Here is a 17,964-nt window from a genome sequence, read left to right as displayed (position 1 = left end):
TTAAAATTATTGATTGCTTACGGAGTGATTTTATTTTAATCGTAAATACGCCTGATTTACATAGATAATTCCTTTAAAACAGATAAAATAACAAATGATAATTAGTTATTTTAATGAATACACTTATAATTCAAAGGAGGTCTTATCCGAGGATGAAATTGACCAAAATATTTTGAACAACCTTCAGCATCAAGCGCGAATTTCCATGATGGAGCTTGGCAAGTGCGTCGGACTTTCTTTATGCCGTACCTCTTCAAAGGGTGTCGGGGATTAGTGAGATATAATAAAGAAGGGAATCCGGCAGTAAACCAGATTCCCTTCGCAGTTAAATTATTTTATATTTTTAGAGACTATTGGCACATAAAGGTCTGCATTGAGTTCTCCCTGATTAAAATAGTAATATTCAATATCGTGAATACCCGCATGCTCATATTCCGATTCCATTAACCATACCGAATATATATAATCCCATGTTTTTTGCACACTTTCGGTTATAGGGCCAAGCGTTCTAAAAATTGCATAAAGCGAAGATTCCAGTCTATATATCTCCATTTTATCAGGAACATCATTCGTGGAATTAACTTCATGACCTATCATGTACTCAAAATCATCTTCATCAGAAAATATGCAAATACCCATACATTCATCTGCATACTTCCGCTCTATTATTTTTTCGCCTTCCTTTTCACTATTCCACTTATGCCATAGCAGCGGTATATCCTGAAGGTTGCTCCCATCTGCCTTCACCTTCGTCTTTTTGCCTACTACATATCTTTCCGGAAGTTTCCTGTATAAAGGAGTTAATCCTTCTTTCATTAGTTTATACTTATACAGCAAATAATCAGAACTCATGGGTTCCCTTATAAAATAGAGCAATTTACTGTTTCGTACTTCAGAGGGATTTCTTCCATAAACTTTTTGAAAGGCTCTGCTGAAGGCATCCCTTGATTCATAGCCATATTTTATACCTATGTCCACAATAGGCAAGTCCGTATACACTAATTCCTTTGCCGCTTCCGTCATTCTTCTTTTCCTGATGTAGTCTTTGAGTGAATCTCCTACTGCACTTTTAAAAATGCGATGGAAATGATAAAGAGAGTAGCCCGCTTCCTTTGCGATAGAAGATAAATTAATGTCATCATATAAATGACTCTCTATATAATTGATTGCTTTTTCTAGAGAATATACATAGGATATATTCAATCATCACCTTATTCCAGACTATTGATAACTTTACTTAAATCCTCGGGTACTTTTATTTTATCATTCGTTTGAACATATTGGTAAAAAGCCTCAAAATGATGATCTCCATTTATATCATGTATGGAGAGGTCATCCATAACCTTATAATCTTCTTCTGTCCATTCCTCAATCGGAAGACTCTTATACCCTTCCCACATATCCCAAGGCTGCATGGGCATCTTTAGTAATGAATTAGCATCAAAAATTAGATTACATCTTAAATAATCATACCCCCACCATTTGAAAATGCCGAACAACTCAGGATTAAGCTTTCCTTCTCTGCACAACAACCAGGCTCTTGGCCCTGTTATAAAATAATTCTCACTTACATCCAAAGGATCAAAAGGCAGTTTAAGTGCTCTTTGCTGCAGAACATCCAGTTGTGCATCCACCATTACCCACTTTTTCTTCTCTTCATTCCAGTATTCAAGTACCCAGTGGTCAATATACTTGTCTTTTTCAAAGTAGCTTGCAAAACCACATCTTGCTCTGGCAGGTATACCGGCTTCACGACAAAGGGCTGCAGCAACTACGGAAAAGTCACGGCATATGGATATCATTTTATGATCATTTGTTCTTTGCTCGGATACGTGAGTGAAACCCAGCTTATTTAAGAAAATAAGTTTATCTTCAAAGCTCCGTATGAATGGTTCCTTCTTTCTTTCATCGCTGAGTTCCAATCCATAAACTTCACTCCAATGCTGATGCAATAGGATATTTTGTACATAGGTAACAATAGTTTTGATGTCCTTGGGTATACCTGTAACCATGTGTTTCATTGTTTTAATTTCTGTCATCATATCATGCTCTTGATAAAACTTAAGGGTATCTTTCATTACAATCCTCACTCCAATCATCGATTAAATATCCTATCGTTTCTTGTATTCCTTCTATGTATGAATTATAGTGTGCCGCCAATGATGATGAGTGATATTTTGTGCGGTTTATAAAATGTATGCTGCACCTTGCCTTACTTTAGGTTGGGGGTGTTTTTGGTGGGTCGGGGACGAGGATAATTGGAGCAACGTTTAATTGAGCGTTTGAAGATGGGAAAATGGTCGCTAATTATATAGAACGACTATTAGCAGATCAAGCACTTGTTGTTGCGGAAAACGATAGTCCATCGGGCAGATGAAAAAGAGGGGGAGCTTCCCCTCTTTACTATATCCACCAATATATCTCAACTATTAGTCGTTCCTGACCAATAGTGAGCAGCACTCCACATGTGACGAGTAGACAGTGAAAACAAATAAAAATTTGTGTCCACAGATTGGTGTTTGCTCTAATAAACGTTTCGTGCTAGTTATGGATAACCTCCCGCTTATGTGCGGAATATTTTGTGTACGTTACACAATTTAACTTTTCATCACAAGATTATATGTTGAACTATCGTTTCCCGTTAGTTCAATAGCAAAATCTATATTTGAATCACACTGATCATATTCCCGTTATTATCGGTAAGATCAAATCGCCTAGGTTCTCCATTTCTTATCTCGGACACTTCTACTCCGAGTTGCCCCAGTCTCGCCCTAACTTCATCTGCATTCTTCACAACAAAATTGAAAGGGGTGTACTTATTGATAGGTTCAAAATCCGGGATTTGCACTAAATGAAACCCGCAATTTGGTGAAATTGCTAGTCCAGCCATTCTTTCATTGCTCCAGCGAAGACCAAAACTAAACACTTTTTGATACCATTCCAATGACTCCTGAAGATTTCTTACAGGTAGAAAAACTGCATCAATCCGATCAACAAAACGTTCAACAACTTGTTCACTCATTGGGAAACCACCTTTGTTATGATATGTTTCCCTTTTATAATACAGAACATTTGTTCTTTTGTAAATATTTTCATCTTTGACAATCCTACCCGTTAGCTTAAATCAACACTATGCGTTAACCGAGCCTTTTATAAAGAGAAAAAGGGCGTTCCTTTAACGAACACCCTTAGAATACTAACAATCGAAATACTAAAAGTATACGCTCCCAAATTCTTTGCTCCGCCGATATGGTAGGGGCTTCTTTGTGCGTACAGAAGGATATTTGTAAAATTTCCAGGCGGGTATGAAATGCCTTAACTTCGGCTCAGATGTAATAACAAGTTCATCAGGCACTGGGTGGGGGTACAACAAAGGACGACTATCAATAGCCGCTCCTAGCTAAACTTATGGTCAAAAAAAAGAAGCGGGACTGTAGCCGCTCCGTTGCTGTATACGCCAATACACCTCAACAATTAGTCTTTCCTGACCAACAGTGAGCAGCACTCCACATGCGCCGTTTGCGGAAACATATCCACCGGCTGCACCCACTCGATCCGGTAGCCGCCGCCAAGCAACACCTGACAGTCCTTCGCCAGAGTCGCCGGATTGCAGGACACGTACACCAGCCGCTGCGGCTTGGCCTTTATAATGGCGTCCAGCAGTGGACGCTCGCAGCCGGTCCGCGGCGGATCGACGACCACGACGTCGGGGCGGATGCCGCGGCCGACCCATTCAGGCAGCAGCTGCTCGGCGCGGCCTTCATAGAAACGGGCGTTGTCTACGCCCGTCGATTTGGCATTATCGCGTGCGTCAAGCACCGCCTCGGGAATCAGTTCGATCCCACGCACCTCATGCGCGAACGGAGCAAGCCATAACCCGATCGTGCCTGTCCCGCAATACGCATCGACCACAAGCTCCGACCCGCTAAGTCCGGCGGCTTCCTGCACGGCATTGTACAGCTTCACCGTCTGCTCGGGATTTAACTGGAAGAATGCCCGTGGGGACAAGGCAAAACGGACATCGCCAAGCGACTCCTCAAGCCGCTCTTCCCCCCACAAAACAACCGTTTTATTGCCGAAAACGAGCGGTGATTTGCCCTTATGGATGTTATGCGCAATCGTAATGACTTTCGGCAATCTTTTGCGAATTTCTTCAACCAGCCGTCTTGAATCAGGCAAACGGTCCGTTGCCGTGATCAGCGTCAACTGCACATGTCCGGTTGCTTGCCCGACACGGGCCACGATCGTCCTGATCGCTCCTTCACGGGTCCGTTCATTGTAAACGGGGATCCGGAGCTCCTCCAACGCTTCCTTCACCTGCTCGATCGCATGATTCACCACCGGATGCTGAATCGGGCAGCCGCTAATATCGATCAGGCGGTGCGAACCTGCCGCATACAGGCCGGCAACGATATCTTCGCCGTCATATCCAGCCTGCAGCTGCGCTTTGTTCCGGTATCCCCATGGGTTATCCATCCCAAGAATCGGGCGCAGCGGAAGTTCCTGCAGCTTGGCATACCGCTGGAAGGATTCCCGTATGATCTCTTCCTTGGCCTGCAACTGCGACTCGTAGGTCATATGCTGCAGCTGGCAGCCTCCGCAGATTCCGTATACAGGACAAGGCGGGTCCTGGCGCTGCGGCGACCGTTTTTCGATTTCGGTTATCTCCGCGTTCAGATAACCTGGTTCCACCTTGACCACTTTGGCCTTGACGACCTCATTCGGCAGCGCCCCTTCTATAAATACGGCTTTGCGGCGGTAATATCCGACCCCTTCGCCATTAATGCCGATCCGCTTGATCGTGACGACGATGCGGTCTCCGGTTTTCACCGTTTCCGCCGAAGCTGCGGACTTCTCCGTAAAGCGCTGCTGTCGGCCTGCCTTCCGCTCTTTCCCCTGCGCCTTCTGCAGCTTTCCCTGCTGCTGTTGTTTCGGATGGGCAGCATGCAAACGGGTTGAAAGAGCACCGGCCGGTTTGCGTCCGCTCTTGTCCGCAGCGGCTTTCGGCTTATGCCCCTTTCCCTGGTTATGTACTTTCTCAGCCATCCTGATCATCGCTCCGTTTCATTCGAAAAGTTCATTCTTACACTATACCACAGCGGAGCTTCTTTCCCAAAGCACTCGGATCACGCAATCGGCGTTCCGTTCGGCACGACCAGATCCGGTTTTAAAAGCACCACGTCACCTTCCCCTGGCACACCGCCGAGCACCAGCACTTCCGAGTCGAATCCCGCAATTCTCCGGGGCGGGAAATTCACGACCGCAACCACCTGTCTACCCACAAGCTGTCCAGGTGCATATCTTCGGGTAATTTGTGCCGATGATCGTTTCATGCCAAGTTCCCCAAAATCGATTTCCAGCTTGATCGCCGGCTTCCGGGCTTTCTCGAAAACCTCTGCTTTTAAAATGGTGCCGATTCGAATATCCAGCTTCATCAAATCTTCTATACTTGCCATTGCAGCTCACACTCGCTATCTAAAGAATTAGGAATTTTATTGTTCATATTACCAGACCGCCGAAAAGGAGACAAACGAAATCAGTATTTTAAAAAAACTGTACCAAATGTGGTGGAACTCCATCATAAACGCTGCATCGCACGCCGAAACTAACGCGGCGCGACAAACAAAATAACCCCACAAAGAGTATCGGAAAGAATTCCGACGACTCTCGAAGAGGGGCGCTTTTGCGGAGCAAAAGTACTGAGTGACGTGTAACCTTTGAAGCTAATTCCGATTACTTTGCGGGGACCCCGGAAGTTAATGCTCTCTGGTATGTAAGAAAAACGTCTATCGACGTACTCTCTAAGAACACAGACCGCTTTTAGCGGATGTTTTTCTTGCGATATAAGGAAGCTGAGGCTCCGAAACTTATACTTTCTTATATCTTCAAAAAAAGGAGCCTAGTTAGACTCCTTTAGGACAACTTATATATATGTCGGCCTCTTGTAATGTGAATTTCATCCTTCTTCAAATCATCACTTTCGATCCGGGCCCCTGCTTCAACGTTCTCATTTAACATAAAAGTTTCATCTTTTGCCTGAATCCCTTTTGTCCGTTCCGATCAACAGCTTGATTCCCGCCCCGATCAGAATGATCGAAACGATGGCCGGCTGTAGGTAATGCCTGATTTTGTAATCGATGTCCAAATTCGGGAACCAGCTGCTGAGAAACGGTACCAAAATGCTTGATCCCACATAATAAATTCCAAGCAGCGTAAGCCCGGCACCCAACCAGCGCTGTTGGTTCGAAATGCCTTCGACAATCGGGCGGTCAAGCAAGGGCTCCCGTCCGTAGCGGCTCGTATACTGCAGCCCGTCAAAAAAGGAGAAAAACCAGATCAGCGGGATTACAAACAGAAACAAAGACAACCTCAGCATATCCAGCACATACACGCTTCCAAGGAAAAAGACCATGAGCTGCATGCCTCTTTTTTGCAAGCCCAGATACATATGACCTGCGCCCGGAAAAGCGGATAGCAGCGTAGCAACAACTTTGCTTCGTTTGCCTTCCGCGCGTCCCGCTTCCATATCGTCGAACAACGAATGGTCGCGAACCGTCTCTCCCACCTGTTTGCGGTGGATCAGTTGGGAAGCATCAAACATGCAATACAACCAAATAATTGGCAGCACACCCAGAAACAACAGGAAAATCGTATGGCTCGTCAAACCGGTCAGGAAAAACATGATCGTGCCAAAGCCAAAAAAAGCAATTAGAAAAGATAGTCCGCGCTGCATCAGTCCCATATGCAAATGGCCCAATCCTGGTATAAAGGACAACAAAATCGTATAAAACCGTTCTCTCTCCAAACTATGAGGCGTAGCGTACATCCGCGGATCTGGCTGAAAAGAGTGCATGCCCATGGGATCCTGCTCCGGCCCCATTCCGGCTGGCGCACTGCCCGCATCGCCATAGGACTGATGTACATTCGTATAATATCCGCCTGGATGATAACCGTTTGGCTGGTAACCGTTTGGCTGATACTGATGCTGGTGAGTCGGCATCGGCGGCATTCGCAGCAAAAACACGAGCAAATCCAGCATGCTGATGATCCATAACAGAGCGGCGCAAACCGCTGTCACAAAAAAGAAAAATCCCGCATCATGTCCGGTTGAGATCATGAGCATAAATCCGAACAGTATCCCGCCAAAGAAAAACAGCGGATATATGACCCCTCTTCCTTTTCTCCCCATATAATAATGCCCCAGCCCCGGGATGAAATTAATTAAAAAGGCTGTCAATTTATTGCGGTATGGTTCCAAATTCATCTTCCTTTCTATAAATATCGATTAAAAGTTAGTTCAAAAGGTCCGCTTTTACGCTCCGTTCGTCAGTCCCTATCATCATCCAACTGAAGCGTTTTGATCGTATATGCTTCGGCGCTGAAAACCGGTCTTTGTGAACACGTACTTTAAGTATGCCTGCAAATTTTAGTCTAAGGCTTTAACCGGTCAAGCCAATCTGTCGTCACTTTTACAAGCTCCTCGCTAATGGATGTTTTCTCCGCCAGTTTAGCCGCCTGAGCCGGTCCAGGCGTCAGCCTGTCGAACCAACCGGCCGAAAGGAAGATTAAAGTCAGGCTCGCAGCGATGACATAATGGAAAAGACGGTGTTCATAAAAGCGGCGCCTGTTCTCTTTTTTCTCCATGTTAACTACTTTGGTCTCCGAAGTCTCAATGCGGTTCATGACATGCTGGGCGAAAAGCTCCGGCGATTCCAAAACAGGAAGACTTGCCTCTTCGACGGCCAAAGCCTGCAAATACAGCTCAAGCGCCCGATCATCCTCCAGCAAAAGCGATTCCAGCCATTCTGCGCGCTCAGGGAGCAGCTCTCCGCGAACATAAGCGGCCCATTCCCCTGCTTCCGGCCATGCCTGCCTGTTGTCACTCATTCCATTCTTCCTCCTTCCAGTGGTTACGAATCCAGCCCCGCGCCCGGTACAGCCTTGACTCCACCGTTTTCACCGCAATATTCTGTTCCTTGGCAATCTGTTCGTAGCTTTTTTCATTTATATAAAATTGAATCAAAATATCTTTGTGCTGGACGGGCAAAAGTGCCAGTTTCCTTTCGAGCAGCATTTTTTTCTCTTTGCGCACCAGCTGTCCGAGCACATCCTCTTCTGCTGAAGGCATCTGCTCAATGATTTCGCCGTCAGCCATCTGGTCTTCCCGCCGCCTGCCGAGCTTGCGTTTGATATCAATCGCTTTATTAACCGCGATGCGGGTAATCCATGTCTTGAAACCTTGGGATCGGTAATCCGGGAGAGATTTATAGACCTGCAAAAAAACTTCCTGTGCCGCGTCTTCCGCTTCTTTGACATTTCTGAGCACAGAATATGCGGTTTGAAACACATGCTGCCCGAAATGCTCCACAAGCATCCGAAATGCAGCCTGATCGCCCCGCCTGATTTGATCGATCAAACGTTCTTCGTCAATTTTTCTCTCCCCCTTCCCCGTATCAATAGACGACAGCTATTTTGCGAACCCTGCATCTTTTTCAAAAAAATTTTATTCGGCCAAAAAAGTCTAACGGCGTGCTCTCAAAGAAGCAAGGGCCGCGTTTAGCCGGTAAGTTTTTACGAGTATAGATGCTAAACTCTGCTGGGTGAACCGTTGGCAATGAACAAACGAGGAGTTCAACTCTATTATGTTCACCTAACGGACTCCATGGTTGCTTTTAAATCCTAACGGACACCACGGACACTAATTGTTCCAAAACAGCCGTTTTCAAATTCTAAAGGACACCACAGCTCTTATTAGCTGCAATTCGTCGTCAAAAAGATCATTTTACACTAAATAACTGCATCTGTGTCCGTTAGAAATCACAATGGCTGAAATTCCCCCTTATAGCGGCTGCTGTGTCCGTTAGAACATCATTCGAAATCTTTCCACTGTAGCGACACTTAGTCCGTTAGAATCCATCATTCGAAACCTTTCCACTGTAGCGACACTAAGTCCATTAGAATCCATCATTCGAAACCTTCCACTGTAGCGACACTTAGTCCGTTAAAATCCATCATTCGAAGCCTTCCACTGTAGTGACACTTAGCCCTTTAGAATCTATCATTCGAAACCTTCCACTGTAGCGACACTTAGTCCGTTAGAATCCATCATTCGAAACCTTTCCGCTGTAGCGACACTTAGTCCGTTAGAATCATCATTCGAAACCTTCCACTGTAGCGACACTTAGTCCGTTAGAATCATCGTTCGAAACCTTCCACTGTAGCGACACTTAGTCCGTTAGAATCATCATTCGAAATTTCCCTCTTTAGTGACCGCTATGTCCTGCAGGTTATGTTGTGATCCATTCATGCGACAGAGGCTGTTGTAAGCATATGGTCACGCAAAATAACCCCACCAAGTGGAGCCATTGCTTTGATGCTTATTCCAAATACTTTGCGGGGACCCCAAAAAACTTATCATTCTATAGTTTCAAAAAAACAGCCGATCCCCAGAGGGATGGGCTGCACCTTACATCATCTGAAGTTCATGATTCTTATTTCGCGGCAAGTTGGCGTATCAGCGCCGGCAGCCAAGCCTGAAGCGGCTGGAATTGGTAGCCGAGGCGTTCCGCTTTGTTTGTATCCATGAGCCAAGAATCGGGAACTCCAAACGGAGATTTGTCTTTATCGCTGACCTGTTTGGATATAATGGCTTTTTTGCCGGTTTCCTTCTCGATCCACCCCATCAGCTCGGATAATTTCACTTCGCCTTTGGAACGGGCATTAATCGGACCTTCCACCCGCTGGTTCTTCATCCAGCTGAGGAAGGATGCAGCTTCGCTTGAAGATATGAAACACATTTTCGCCTGAAGATTCGGAATGCCGATCGGACGCCCCTGCTTCACATGATCAATATGGAATTCAAGCCTTCCCGTATAATCGTCTTCCCCAAGCACAATCGGGAAGCGTACTGCCGCAACCGGAAAATCGGCATTTTGGAATAATACGGCTTCGGCCAGCCGTTTGGCTTCCCCATAAGAAAAGTCACTCCGCCCTCCCATCGAAACGGGATAAATGTATGGATTGACGTCTTTTTCTTGATGTAAACGGGAAGACGGATCATACACGGAGAGGGTTGAGGTCAATATGTACCTTTTTACTTTTCCTTGAAATACGTCACAGGCATCCTGAGCAGCTTGCGGAGAATAACAGATGTTATCAAACACCGTATCCCATTCCCGGCCTCCTTCCACAGCCTTAGCAAGCGATTCCTTGTTTTCGCGGTCAAGCTGAATCCGCCCCACCCGATCGCCAAAACCATCCGCAGTATTGCCGCGGGTCGCAATCGTCACTTGATGTCCTTCCTCTAGAAGCAGTTCAGCAAGCCTTTTGCCGAAAAAGCGCGTTCCGCCTAAAATCAATATCTTTTTCATATGATCCTCCCTCATCGCTAAAAGAATAACGTCTTTCGATGTATTTCTATGGAGCCAGACCGCATTTAGCGTAACATCTGCCTAATTCCGCCGGGCGGCGGAATCTCCCTATGGTGTTCCAGAACTCATTTTTGAACTATCTGTGGTTTAAACCCACTTCGTATTTTACCACAAAAAGCGTGTCCTCCGGCTACCTCCCCGGAAAGACACGCTTTGGTGTAATTTATGCTCGTCCGCCTGAGCGGAATCGTTGCGTATAAGCTTTGGCATCGTTGGCCGTTTTGACGCGGTTCCGGCTCCATTCAAGCAGTATCCGGTCGATATACCTGAAATGGACCTTTCCGGCAAATACGGCTTCCTTTAGCGCCATCCGGATCAGTTCCTCCGGATACCGGTCCTGATCGATCCAGCCGGAAATCGTCTCGCATTCCATCGGAGACAGCGGCCGGCCGAATTCCTTCTCGAACACGACGAACAGATTATGTCCTTCCTCCTGCCCATCCATTTGCTGCTGCTTGTCCCGTGATTGGCTGGAAGGTCTGTTCTTCTCCTGGGCCGCTAACAACCGTCCCAGTTTATCGTAAAGACCCGACAGGTTATAACGTTCATACTGAATGTTCCGCAGTTCGTCAAGCTCTTCGTCGATGCTGATCAAGCCTGCTTTCAGCAGTTTCTGCAAGCTTTGCGCTATCGACTGGGCTGACGCTCCCGTAACCTCCTGCAACTCTTCCAGCGTCGGAAAATCCTTTTGCTCCACCTGCTTGAAGGAAATGAGATGGATCAATAAAAGCGTCTCCTGATCGCTAAGCTTCAGCTTGCGGTAATGTCGAAGCAGCACATACGGAATAACCGCCATGCCGGCTCCCAAACCGGATGAAGCTCCCTCGGCCCATGTCTTCCATCCTGCGCTGTCCATGAGCTTCACCTCTCCTTATATTATGGGTAGAGACGATACAAAGTACGAGGGAACGGAATCGTTTCGCGGACATGGTCCAATCCGCAAATCCAGGCTACCGTACGTTCCAGGCCTAGTCCAAAGCCGGAATGCGGAACGGTGCCGTAAGTACGCAGATCCATATACCACTGATACGTGTCCATCGACAAGTTATGTTCCTTGAAGCGTTCCTCAAGCAGGGCCGGATCATCGATACGTTGCGAGCCTCCGATGATTTCCCCATAACCTTCCGGAGCGATCATATCCGCACACAGCACAACTTCCGGACGGTCCGGATGAGGTTTCATGTAGAATGCTTTGATTGCGGCCGGATAATGCGTGATAAATACAGGTTTATCGTATTTTTCGGCAATGGCCGTTTCATGCGGAGCGCCGAAGTCTTCTCCCCATGGAATGTCGAAACCTTCTTCTTGCAGGAACTTGATGGCATCGTCATAAGTAATGCGCGGGAATGGAGCTTTGATATTTTCCAGCTTGGAAATATCGCGTCCGAGCGTTTCCAGTTCCGCTCTGCATTTCTTAACGACGGATTGAACCACATAGGTAACGAACTGCTCTTGAATCTGAAGGCTTTCCTCATGATCGGTAAATGCCATTTCCGGCTCGATCATCCAAAATTCGATGAGGTGGCGGCGCGTTTTGGATTTTTCGGCGCGGAACGTCGGCCCGAAGGAATATACTTTTCCGAGCGCCATCGCTGCCGCTTCCATATAAAGCTGGCCGCTTTGCGTCAAATAAGCATCCTCATCAAAATATTTGGTGTGGAACAAGTTCGTTGTTCCTTCAGCGGAAGTTGGCGTCAAAATCGGCGGATCGACCAGTGTGAACCCGTTTTGATCGAAAAACTCCTGAACGGCACGGATGATTTCGCCGCGGATCACCAGAATGGCGCGCTGCTTCGGCGCACGAAGCCACAAGTGACGATGATCCATCAGGAAGTCGACTCCATGCTCTTTCGGTGTAATCGGGTAATTTTCGGTCAAATGGATGATCTCGATACCCGTTACCGTCATCTCGTAACCGGATTGGCTGCGCGGCTCTTCGCGAATGACGCCCGTAACGTACACCGAGCTTTCTTGAGTCAAACTTTTCGCGTCTTCCCACAATTGTTCAGAAACCTCGTTTTTTACAACAACGCCTTGAATATATCCGGTTCCGTCACGCAGCTGCAAAAACTGAATCTTTCCGCTGGAACGCTTGTTATGGATCCAGCTGCCGATCGTTACGGTTTCTCCTACATGTTGATTCACGTCACGAATCACACTTTTGGTGGCCATGCCTAAATCTCTCCCTTTGCAATACTTGCTTTGAATTCAGAGTCTACGACTTCGACCCCTGAACGATACGGTGCGTATCCCGCGCGATGACAAGCTCTTCATTCGTCGGAATCACCAGTACCTGAACCTTGGAATTAGCCGAAGAAATACGGCGCGGTTCGCCTGAACGAACTTCATTAAGCTTCTCGTCCAGTTCAACGCCCAGATAAGTCAAATTTTCGCATACTTTTTGCCGTAAAACAACCGAATTCTCGCCTACGCCTGCTGTGAATGCAATCACATCTACGCCATTCATCGCCGCTGCATAGGAACCGATGTATTTGCGGAGACGGTATTCATACATATCAAACGCCAGTTTCGAGTTGGCATCGCCGTTTTGCATGCCTTCCGTAATTTCGCGCATATCGCTGCTGATGCCCGAAATCGCGAGCAGGCCGCTGTGCTTGTTCAACATGGAGTTTACTTCGCTTACGGTCAGCTCTTCCTTGTTCATGACATAAGGTACGATGGCAGGGTCCAAATCGCCGCTGCGCGTTCCCATCATGAGGCCCTCGAGCGGAGTCATGCCCATGGATGTATCGACCGATTCTCCGCCTTTTACGGCCGTGATGCTGGCGCCGTTGCCGATATGGCAGACGATGATTTTCAGGTCTTCGAGCGGACGGTCCAGGAATTCCGCCGCTGTCTTGCTGACGAAATCATGCGAAGTGCCGTGCGCACCGTAACGTCTTACTTTGTGCTTTTTGTAGAGTACCCGCGGAATGGCATACAAATACGCATGTTCCGGCATCGTTTGGTGGAATGCGGTATCGAATACGACAACCTGCGGTACGTTTGGCATATTGGCTTCGGATGCCTTGATGCCCATCATCGATGCCGGGTTGTGAAGAGGAGCAAGGTCGAACAATTGACGGATTTTGCTTTTCACGTCGCCGTCCACAAGCGCGGACTCGCTGAAGAATTCGCCGCCATGAACGACGCGGTGGCCAACGGCTTCGATTTCGTCAACAGACCCAATCACGCCATGGTCCGGGTCCGTAAGCAGTGCCAATACTTTACGGATCGCGGTTGTATGTTCCAGGATCTCGCTTACTTCGGTTACTTCCGAGCGTCCGGTCGGTTTATGGGTCAAAATAGAGGAATCCATTCCGATCCGCTCCACCAAACCTTTGGCCAATACGGATTCGTCTGTCATATCGTAAAGCTGGTATTTCAATGAGGAACTGCCAGCATTAATAACTAGAATTTTCATATCCGGTCACCATCCTTGTCATACTTAAAGAAGCCTTCTCCCGTTTTGACGCCCAAATGCCCTGCTCGTACCATTTTCTTAAGCACGGTCGACGGACGGTATTTCAATTCGCCAAATTCACGGAACATCCGCTCCAAAGCCGCAAGTACGGAATCCAGTCCGAAGCGGTCGGCCATCTCAAGCGGACCATGCTGGAACTGGTATCCAATACGCATGGCATCATCGATATCTTCCGCAGATGCCACTCCCTCTTGAAGGATATGCAGCGCTTCGTTAATCATTAAGCAAATCATCCGGCTCGATACAAATCCGGGCGATTCATATACCATGACGCCTTTTTTATCCACCACTTCCTCAACGAAACGTTTCGTTTCCGTAAAAGTGGTCTCGGATGTTTTGAGGCCGCGGATGATTTCAACCAGATCGACTTTGCTTACCGGATGGATAAAGTGCATGCCGATCACGCGTTCTGGATACATTGTCGAGCTGGCCAGTTCGGTCAAGCTGAGTGAAGATGTATTGCTGGCAAGAATAATATGGTTAGGGCATACCTGGTCCAACTGCGAGAATACTTGCTTCTTCGCTTCAAGATCCTCGGAAATGGTTTCAATGACCATATCGCAGGCGCCAAGCTCCGCAAGATGCACCACTTTTTGGATTCTGCCCAAAATCAATTTTTTTTCCGCCTGGGTAATCGCCCATTTTTCAAGCTGCTTATCCAGACTAAGCTCGATCATGGAATAAGAGTAATCAAGTTTTTCCGGCGTTTTCTCAACCAGAAGAACATCAAGCCCACGTGTCGCCAACATCTCAGCGATTCCTTGGCCCATCGTTCCGCCGCCAATTACGCCAATCTTTTTAAAGTACATGTCTCTGCCACCTTCCTATAGCCACCATCTGTATTCTGTGCTGTACTCATTTATCGCCTGTCCTGCAAGTGAGTACATAGTGACCCAATCTATAATAATAACTTAGCACAGCAAAAAAGTAAAAAAAAAGAACCAGCATCACAATTTATGCTGGCAAAAGGGAATGTTCACGAAATAGACAACGAAATTGCTCTCCGGACAACGTTTCTTCCTTCAGTAGAATATCCAAGGATTGCTCAAAAATGACCCGGCGCTCCTCAAGCATGGTTCGCGTTCGTTTCATCAGGGTTTCCAGAATCGCATGATTTTCTTTCATCAGCTCTTCTTTTGTTACCATGTCCATATCCATAATACCGAGGGAGGTAAGTCCGGATTTCATCATGGTCTGCACAATGTTCAGCGCCTGTTCAAAGTCGTTGCTTGAACCGGTGCTCCGTCCGCCGTAGAATATTTCCTCCGCGGCTGCTCCGCCGAGCGCGATCATAATTTGCTCTTCCAGGAATGTTTTCGTGTATAAATATTGCTCCTGTTGCGGGTTATGGCGCACATATCCAAGCGCTTTGCCGCGGGGGCTGAGCGCAACCTGGCTTACACTGCCGGGACGGACAAGTTCCGCCATGATCGCATGACCCAGTTCGTGAATGGCCACGCGTTTTTTCTCTTCAAGCGTAGACTCGCGGTCGGTCCGCTCACCCATCATTACCTTGTCTATAGACATGGACAAATGTCTTTGTTCTATTTCTTGTAAACCTTCGCGCATGGCATAAATGGCTGCCTCATTCATCACGCTTTCCAGTTGGGCCCCAGAGAAACCGAAAGATTCCTCGGCGATTTTCTCTAGGTTCGCTTCGGCATGAAGCGGCTTATTTTGGGCATGCAGCTCAAGAATATGCTTGCGCCCTTTTTTGTCAGGCAAATCCACTTGAATATGACGGTCAAAACGTCCCGGACGCAGCAGCGCGCTATCCAGCATTTCCTTCCGGTTGGTCGCCGCAATCAGTAAAATCCGCGGGCTGTCGGAAGAATAAATCCCGTCCATCTCGGTTAGCAGCTGATTCAAAGTTTGGTCATACTCCCGCTGCTGCCCGCCTTCGCGCTTGCCGCCGATCACATCGATTTCATCGATGAAAATAATCGCGCTTTGTTTGTTTTCCTTCGCCGCCCGGTTGCGTGCATCGCGAAATAACTCGCGCACGCGTCCCGCGCCGACGCCGACGTACATTTCAACAAACTCGCTGCCCGACGAAGCAACAAACACGGAATCCGTATAATGCGCCGCGGCTTTTGCCATCAGCGTTTTACCTGTACCCGGAGGACCGGTCAGCAGGATCCCTTTAATCGGGCGAATGCCGAGCTGGCGGATCTCCTCATGTTTGATCAGGAAATCCAGCGCCTCCCTCAGCTCTTGCTTCGCATTGTCCTGCCCGCCGATCTGTTCAAAAGTCAGCTTTTTCAGCCCTTTTTTCTTCCGTTTACGCTCCGCACCTGCGCCGACCGCCAGGCCGCCGCGAAGATTGGTCAAAAACAGCAGCCCTCCGACCAATAGCCCAATGAGAACAAGCGGAACGACATTTATGCCAATAAATCCGAGAAAAATAAAGAGTACCGGAATAAAACCAATCAAAATTTCTTTAAGCAATCTCGGCATTATTCCCACACCCCAATCTTGCCGGGGTCCCGGGGCAATACGATAAACTTGCTGTTGTCGCCTTCGCTAAGGCTGATATACACGTTTTTCGTATCCATCTCCGTTTGGATTTTGATGCCTGTATCTTTGGCCAGTTCCTGCAGCTTGGACGTTATTTCCGTATATTTTTTATTGTCCATGGCTTCAGCTACTGTGAACATGGCGGAATCCCAATAGCGGTTTAGCTTGTCCGAGGAATGGTCGACGAAATCGAATTTTAATGTGCGACTGCCGATCACGGATTTTCCTTCGGTCGTAATCCGGTTAACAAGCCCGGATACATTCGTATCCGGTTTTAAGTCGAGTTTCAAATCAATTTCATTGCGTTTTATATCAAATTGAGCGCTGTTTACGCCTTTATAATTTTGGATGATCTTTTGAAGCGGCCCCTGCATGGTGGTCTGACGATAAAAGAACCAGCCGCCAAACAGAAGCGCAGCCGATACAACAACCGTTATGACAATTGGTATTGGACGCAGTTTCAACTGTATGTCCTCCTCTCAAATGGAAAAATCTATATTATAACAACTCTAAAAACTTCGAGTCTCTATATCTATTCTTACGGCAACTCCGGCAAAAAGAGCTTTTTAAAGAGCAGCTGCCGCACATGGTTGCCAAGGCTTGTGAACGGTTTTCTCCCATGCAGATATAAGATCAAATCCCTCTGCACAAATCACTGGAAACTCCTGATGATCTGCATGAAATGACGTGAATGCAGCTTTTGGCCGCAAAAACCATGATATCTACTGAATACATAAAGAAGTATATCATATCGTATATACGATATCGAAGGTAATGTTATGAAATTATTAAACTATATTCTGTGTACGCCAAAGAACCCCATTTTCCAATGAGGTTCTTCCATTTTTTAGGACGTTTTTAGCAAAAGAGAAGACATCCATTGATCTAAAATAATCCCACAAAGTGACGTGTAGCCTTTGAAGCTTATTCCGATTACTTTGCGGGGACCCCGGAAGTTTATACTTTCTGAGATGTTGAAAAACGGATTACCTGTTTGGAAGCGTAAATGGCCCTCCGATGCTTTTGCCGTCGCGGAAACGATAAAATTGATAGTAATAATGATCTTTGCTGCGGTAAAACAGCTGCCAAACATATTCCCCGTTATACATTCCCGGCGTCAGCTTCATCTTGTCCGCATCAGGCATTTCTTGTTGAATCTTCTGCTTGATCTGCGTTTCCGACATGCCATCGGCAAGCAATTCCTGATGAACCGCTCCTTCGCCTGCTTTAACCTTGCCTCCACCTTCCATCCGAACCCAAACCATAACAGGGCGATTCTCTTTATCCAAACCTTCGATCACCCAGCAAACGCTATCCCAGACGGACTTGTATGACTCGGTTACCTTGACAAGCCCGCTCTCCTGCTTTGCTTTCAAAATGGCTGTGGTTTCTTCTGCGCGTATGTCCTGCGTTACATAGATATAATAGCGGTAAAGTCCGAATAGGATCAGCAGAAAAACTGCGATAGCAAGGAAAATCCATTTCTTTTTATTTTTCCAAACATTTCTTCTTGTTCTAATTCTAAGCATAAGC

17 protein-coding genes are annotated in these 17,964 nt (G+C 46.9%); 1 reads left to right on the top strand and 16 read right to left on the bottom strand.

Annotation, left to right across the window (positions count from 1 at the left end):
- Positions 1 to 94: 94 nt before the first annotated feature.
- Entirely contained in the window at positions 95 to 274 is a 180-nt protein-coding gene (locus tag L6442_RS12055; RefSeq protein WP_212979975.1) for an AsnC family protein, read from the top strand.
- Between the two features lie 56 nt (positions 275 to 330).
- On the opposite strand, the gene L6442_RS12050 is transcribed toward L6442_RS12055, so the two are convergent.
- From L6442_RS12050 to L6442_RS11975, 16 genes are all read right to left on the bottom strand, one after another.
- On the bottom strand, positions 331 to 1,203 hold the full coding sequence (locus tag L6442_RS12050) for an AraC family transcriptional regulator (RefSeq protein WP_212979976.1): 873 nt from the start codon (positions 1,201 to 1,203) through the stop codon (positions 331 to 333).
- 8 nt (positions 1,204 to 1,211) lie between these two features.
- Positions 1,212 to 2,078: a transglutaminase-like domain-containing protein gene (locus L6442_RS12045; protein WP_212979977.1), complete on the bottom strand. Its 867-nt coding sequence runs from the start codon at positions 2,076 to 2,078 to the stop codon at positions 1,212 to 1,214.
- 581 nt (positions 2,079 to 2,659) lie between these two features.
- Positions 2,660 to 3,022, bottom strand: coding sequence for a VOC family protein (locus tag L6442_RS12040; RefSeq protein ID WP_212979978.1), 363 nt, complete (start codon positions 3,020 to 3,022; stop codon positions 2,660 to 2,662).
- Positions 3,023 to 3,474: 452 nt separating this feature from the next.
- Positions 3,475 to 5,046, bottom strand: coding sequence for a 23S rRNA (uracil(1939)-C(5))-methyltransferase RlmD (rlmD, locus tag L6442_RS12035; protein ID WP_237100287.1), 1,572 nt, complete (start codon positions 5,044 to 5,046; stop codon positions 3,475 to 3,477).
- A gap of 80 nt (positions 5,047 to 5,126) precedes the next feature.
- The gene (csaA, locus tag L6442_RS12030; RefSeq protein WP_194233771.1) at positions 5,127 to 5,456 is read right to left on the bottom strand and encodes a chaperone CsaA; all 330 of its coding nucleotides are present in this window, start codon (positions 5,454 to 5,456) and stop codon (positions 5,127 to 5,129) included.
- 569 nt (positions 5,457 to 6,025) lie between these two features.
- On the bottom strand, positions 6,026 to 7,264 hold the full coding sequence (locus tag L6442_RS12025) for a hypothetical protein (protein WP_212979980.1): 1,239 nt from the start codon (positions 7,262 to 7,264) through the stop codon (positions 6,026 to 6,028).
- A 167-nt stretch (positions 7,265 to 7,431) separates the two neighbouring features.
- Positions 7,432 to 7,887: a hypothetical protein gene (locus tag L6442_RS12020; RefSeq protein WP_212979981.1), complete on the bottom strand. Its 456-nt coding sequence runs from the start codon at positions 7,885 to 7,887 to the stop codon at positions 7,432 to 7,434.
- On the bottom strand, positions 7,880 to 8,416 hold the full coding sequence (locus L6442_RS12015) for an RNA polymerase sigma factor (protein ID WP_228101358.1): 537 nt from the start codon (positions 8,414 to 8,416) through the stop codon (positions 7,880 to 7,882). Before L6442_RS12015 ends, L6442_RS12020 begins: the two co-directional genes overlap by 8 nt.
- 1,075 nt (positions 8,417 to 9,491) lie before the next feature.
- Positions 9,492 to 10,370, bottom strand: a complete 879-nt coding sequence (locus L6442_RS12010) for an NAD-dependent epimerase/dehydratase family protein (protein ID WP_212979982.1) — start codon at positions 10,368 to 10,370, stop codon at positions 9,492 to 9,494.
- Between the two features lie 223 nt (positions 10,371 to 10,593).
- On the bottom strand, positions 10,594 to 11,286 hold the full coding sequence (locus L6442_RS12005) for a DnaD domain-containing protein (RefSeq protein ID WP_212979983.1): 693 nt from the start codon (positions 11,284 to 11,286) through the stop codon (positions 10,594 to 10,596).
- Between the two features lie 20 nt (positions 11,287 to 11,306).
- Entirely contained in the window at positions 11,307 to 12,602 is a 1,296-nt protein-coding gene (gene asnS / locus L6442_RS12000) for an asparagine--tRNA ligase (protein ID WP_194230130.1), read from the bottom strand.
- A 43-nt stretch (positions 12,603 to 12,645) separates the two neighbouring features.
- Positions 12,646 to 13,854, bottom strand: coding sequence for an acetate/propionate family kinase (locus tag L6442_RS11995; protein WP_212979984.1), 1,209 nt, complete (start codon positions 13,852 to 13,854; stop codon positions 12,646 to 12,648).
- On the bottom strand, positions 13,851 to 14,723 hold the full coding sequence (locus L6442_RS11990; RefSeq protein WP_194230132.1) for a 3-hydroxyacyl-CoA dehydrogenase family protein: 873 nt from the start codon (positions 14,721 to 14,723) through the stop codon (positions 13,851 to 13,853). Before L6442_RS11990 ends, L6442_RS11995 begins: the two co-directional genes overlap by 4 nt.
- Positions 14,724 to 14,868: 145 nt before the next feature.
- Positions 14,869 to 16,371, bottom strand: coding sequence for an AAA family ATPase (locus L6442_RS11985; protein ID WP_212979985.1), 1,503 nt, complete (start codon positions 16,369 to 16,371; stop codon positions 14,869 to 14,871).
- The gene (locus tag L6442_RS11980) at positions 16,371 to 16,895 is read right to left on the bottom strand and encodes a hypothetical protein (protein ID WP_212979986.1); all 525 of its coding nucleotides are present in this window, start codon (positions 16,893 to 16,895) and stop codon (positions 16,371 to 16,373) included. Before L6442_RS11980 ends, L6442_RS11985 begins: the two co-directional genes overlap by 1 nt.
- Positions 16,896 to 17,417: 522 nt before the next feature.
- Entirely contained in the window at positions 17,418 to 17,960 is a 543-nt protein-coding gene (locus L6442_RS11975) for a cell wall elongation regulator TseB-like domain-containing protein (protein ID WP_194230135.1), read from the bottom strand.
- Positions 17,961 to 17,964 lie beyond the last annotated feature (4 nt).

The sequence above is a fragment of the Paenibacillus azoreducens genome, assembly GCF_021654775.1.
Taxonomy (GTDB): domain Bacteria; phylum Bacillota; class Bacilli; order Paenibacillales; family Paenibacillaceae; genus Paenibacillus_AQ; species Paenibacillus_AQ azoreducens.
The sequence above is the reverse complement of the archived record's forward strand: the minus strand, read 5'-3'. Positions and strand labels throughout refer to the sequence as shown.

What these genes read in the sequence shown, in the direction of transcription:
- L6442_RS11990 (WP_194230132.1), bottom strand. Translation starts at nt 14,723, where the DNA reads ATGTACTTTAAAAAGATTGGCGTAATTGGCGGCGGAACGATGGGCCAA.
- L6442_RS11995 (WP_212979984.1), bottom strand. Translation starts at nt 13,854, where the DNA reads ATGAAAATTCTAGTTATTAATGCTGGCAGTTCCTCATTGAAATACCAG.
- L6442_RS12010 (WP_212979982.1), bottom strand. Translation starts at nt 10,370, where the DNA reads ATGAAAAAGATATTGATTTTAGGCGGAACGCGCTTTTTCGGCAAAAGG.
- L6442_RS12055 (WP_212979975.1), top strand. Translation starts at nt 95, where the DNA reads ATGATAATTAGTTATTTTAATGAATACACTTATAATTCAAAGGAGGTC.
- L6442_RS12045 (WP_212979977.1), bottom strand. Translation starts at nt 2,078, where the DNA reads ATGAAAGATACCCTTAAGTTTTATCAAGAGCATGATATGATGACAGAA.
- L6442_RS12025 (WP_212979980.1), bottom strand. Translation starts at nt 7,264, where the DNA reads ATGAATTTGGAACCATACCGCAATAAATTGACAGCCTTTTTAATTAAT.
- L6442_RS11975 (WP_194230135.1), bottom strand. Translation starts at nt 17,960, where the DNA reads ATGCTTAGAATTAGAACAAGAAGAAATGTTTGGAAAAATAAAAAGAAA.
- L6442_RS12040 (WP_212979978.1), bottom strand. Translation starts at nt 3,022, where the DNA reads ATGAGTGAACAAGTTGTTGAACGTTTTGTTGATCGGATTGATGCAGTT.
- L6442_RS11985 (WP_212979985.1), bottom strand. Translation starts at nt 16,371, where the DNA reads ATGCCGAGATTGCTTAAAGAAATTTTGATTGGTTTTATTCCGGTACTC.
- asnS (WP_194230130.1), bottom strand. Translation starts at nt 12,602, where the DNA reads ATGGCCACCAAAAGTGTGATTCGTGACGTGAATCAACATGTAGGAGAA.
- csaA (WP_194233771.1), bottom strand. Translation starts at nt 5,456, where the DNA reads ATGGCAAGTATAGAAGATTTGATGAAGCTGGATATTCGAATCGGCACC.
- L6442_RS12020 (WP_212979981.1), bottom strand. Translation starts at nt 7,887, where the DNA reads ATGAGTGACAACAGGCAGGCATGGCCGGAAGCAGGGGAATGGGCCGCT.
- L6442_RS12005 (WP_212979983.1), bottom strand. Translation starts at nt 11,286, where the DNA reads ATGGACAGCGCAGGATGGAAGACATGGGCCGAGGGAGCTTCATCCGGT.
- rlmD (WP_237100287.1), bottom strand. Translation starts at nt 5,046, where the DNA reads ATGGCTGAGAAAGTACATAACCAGGGAAAGGGGCATAAGCCGAAAGCC.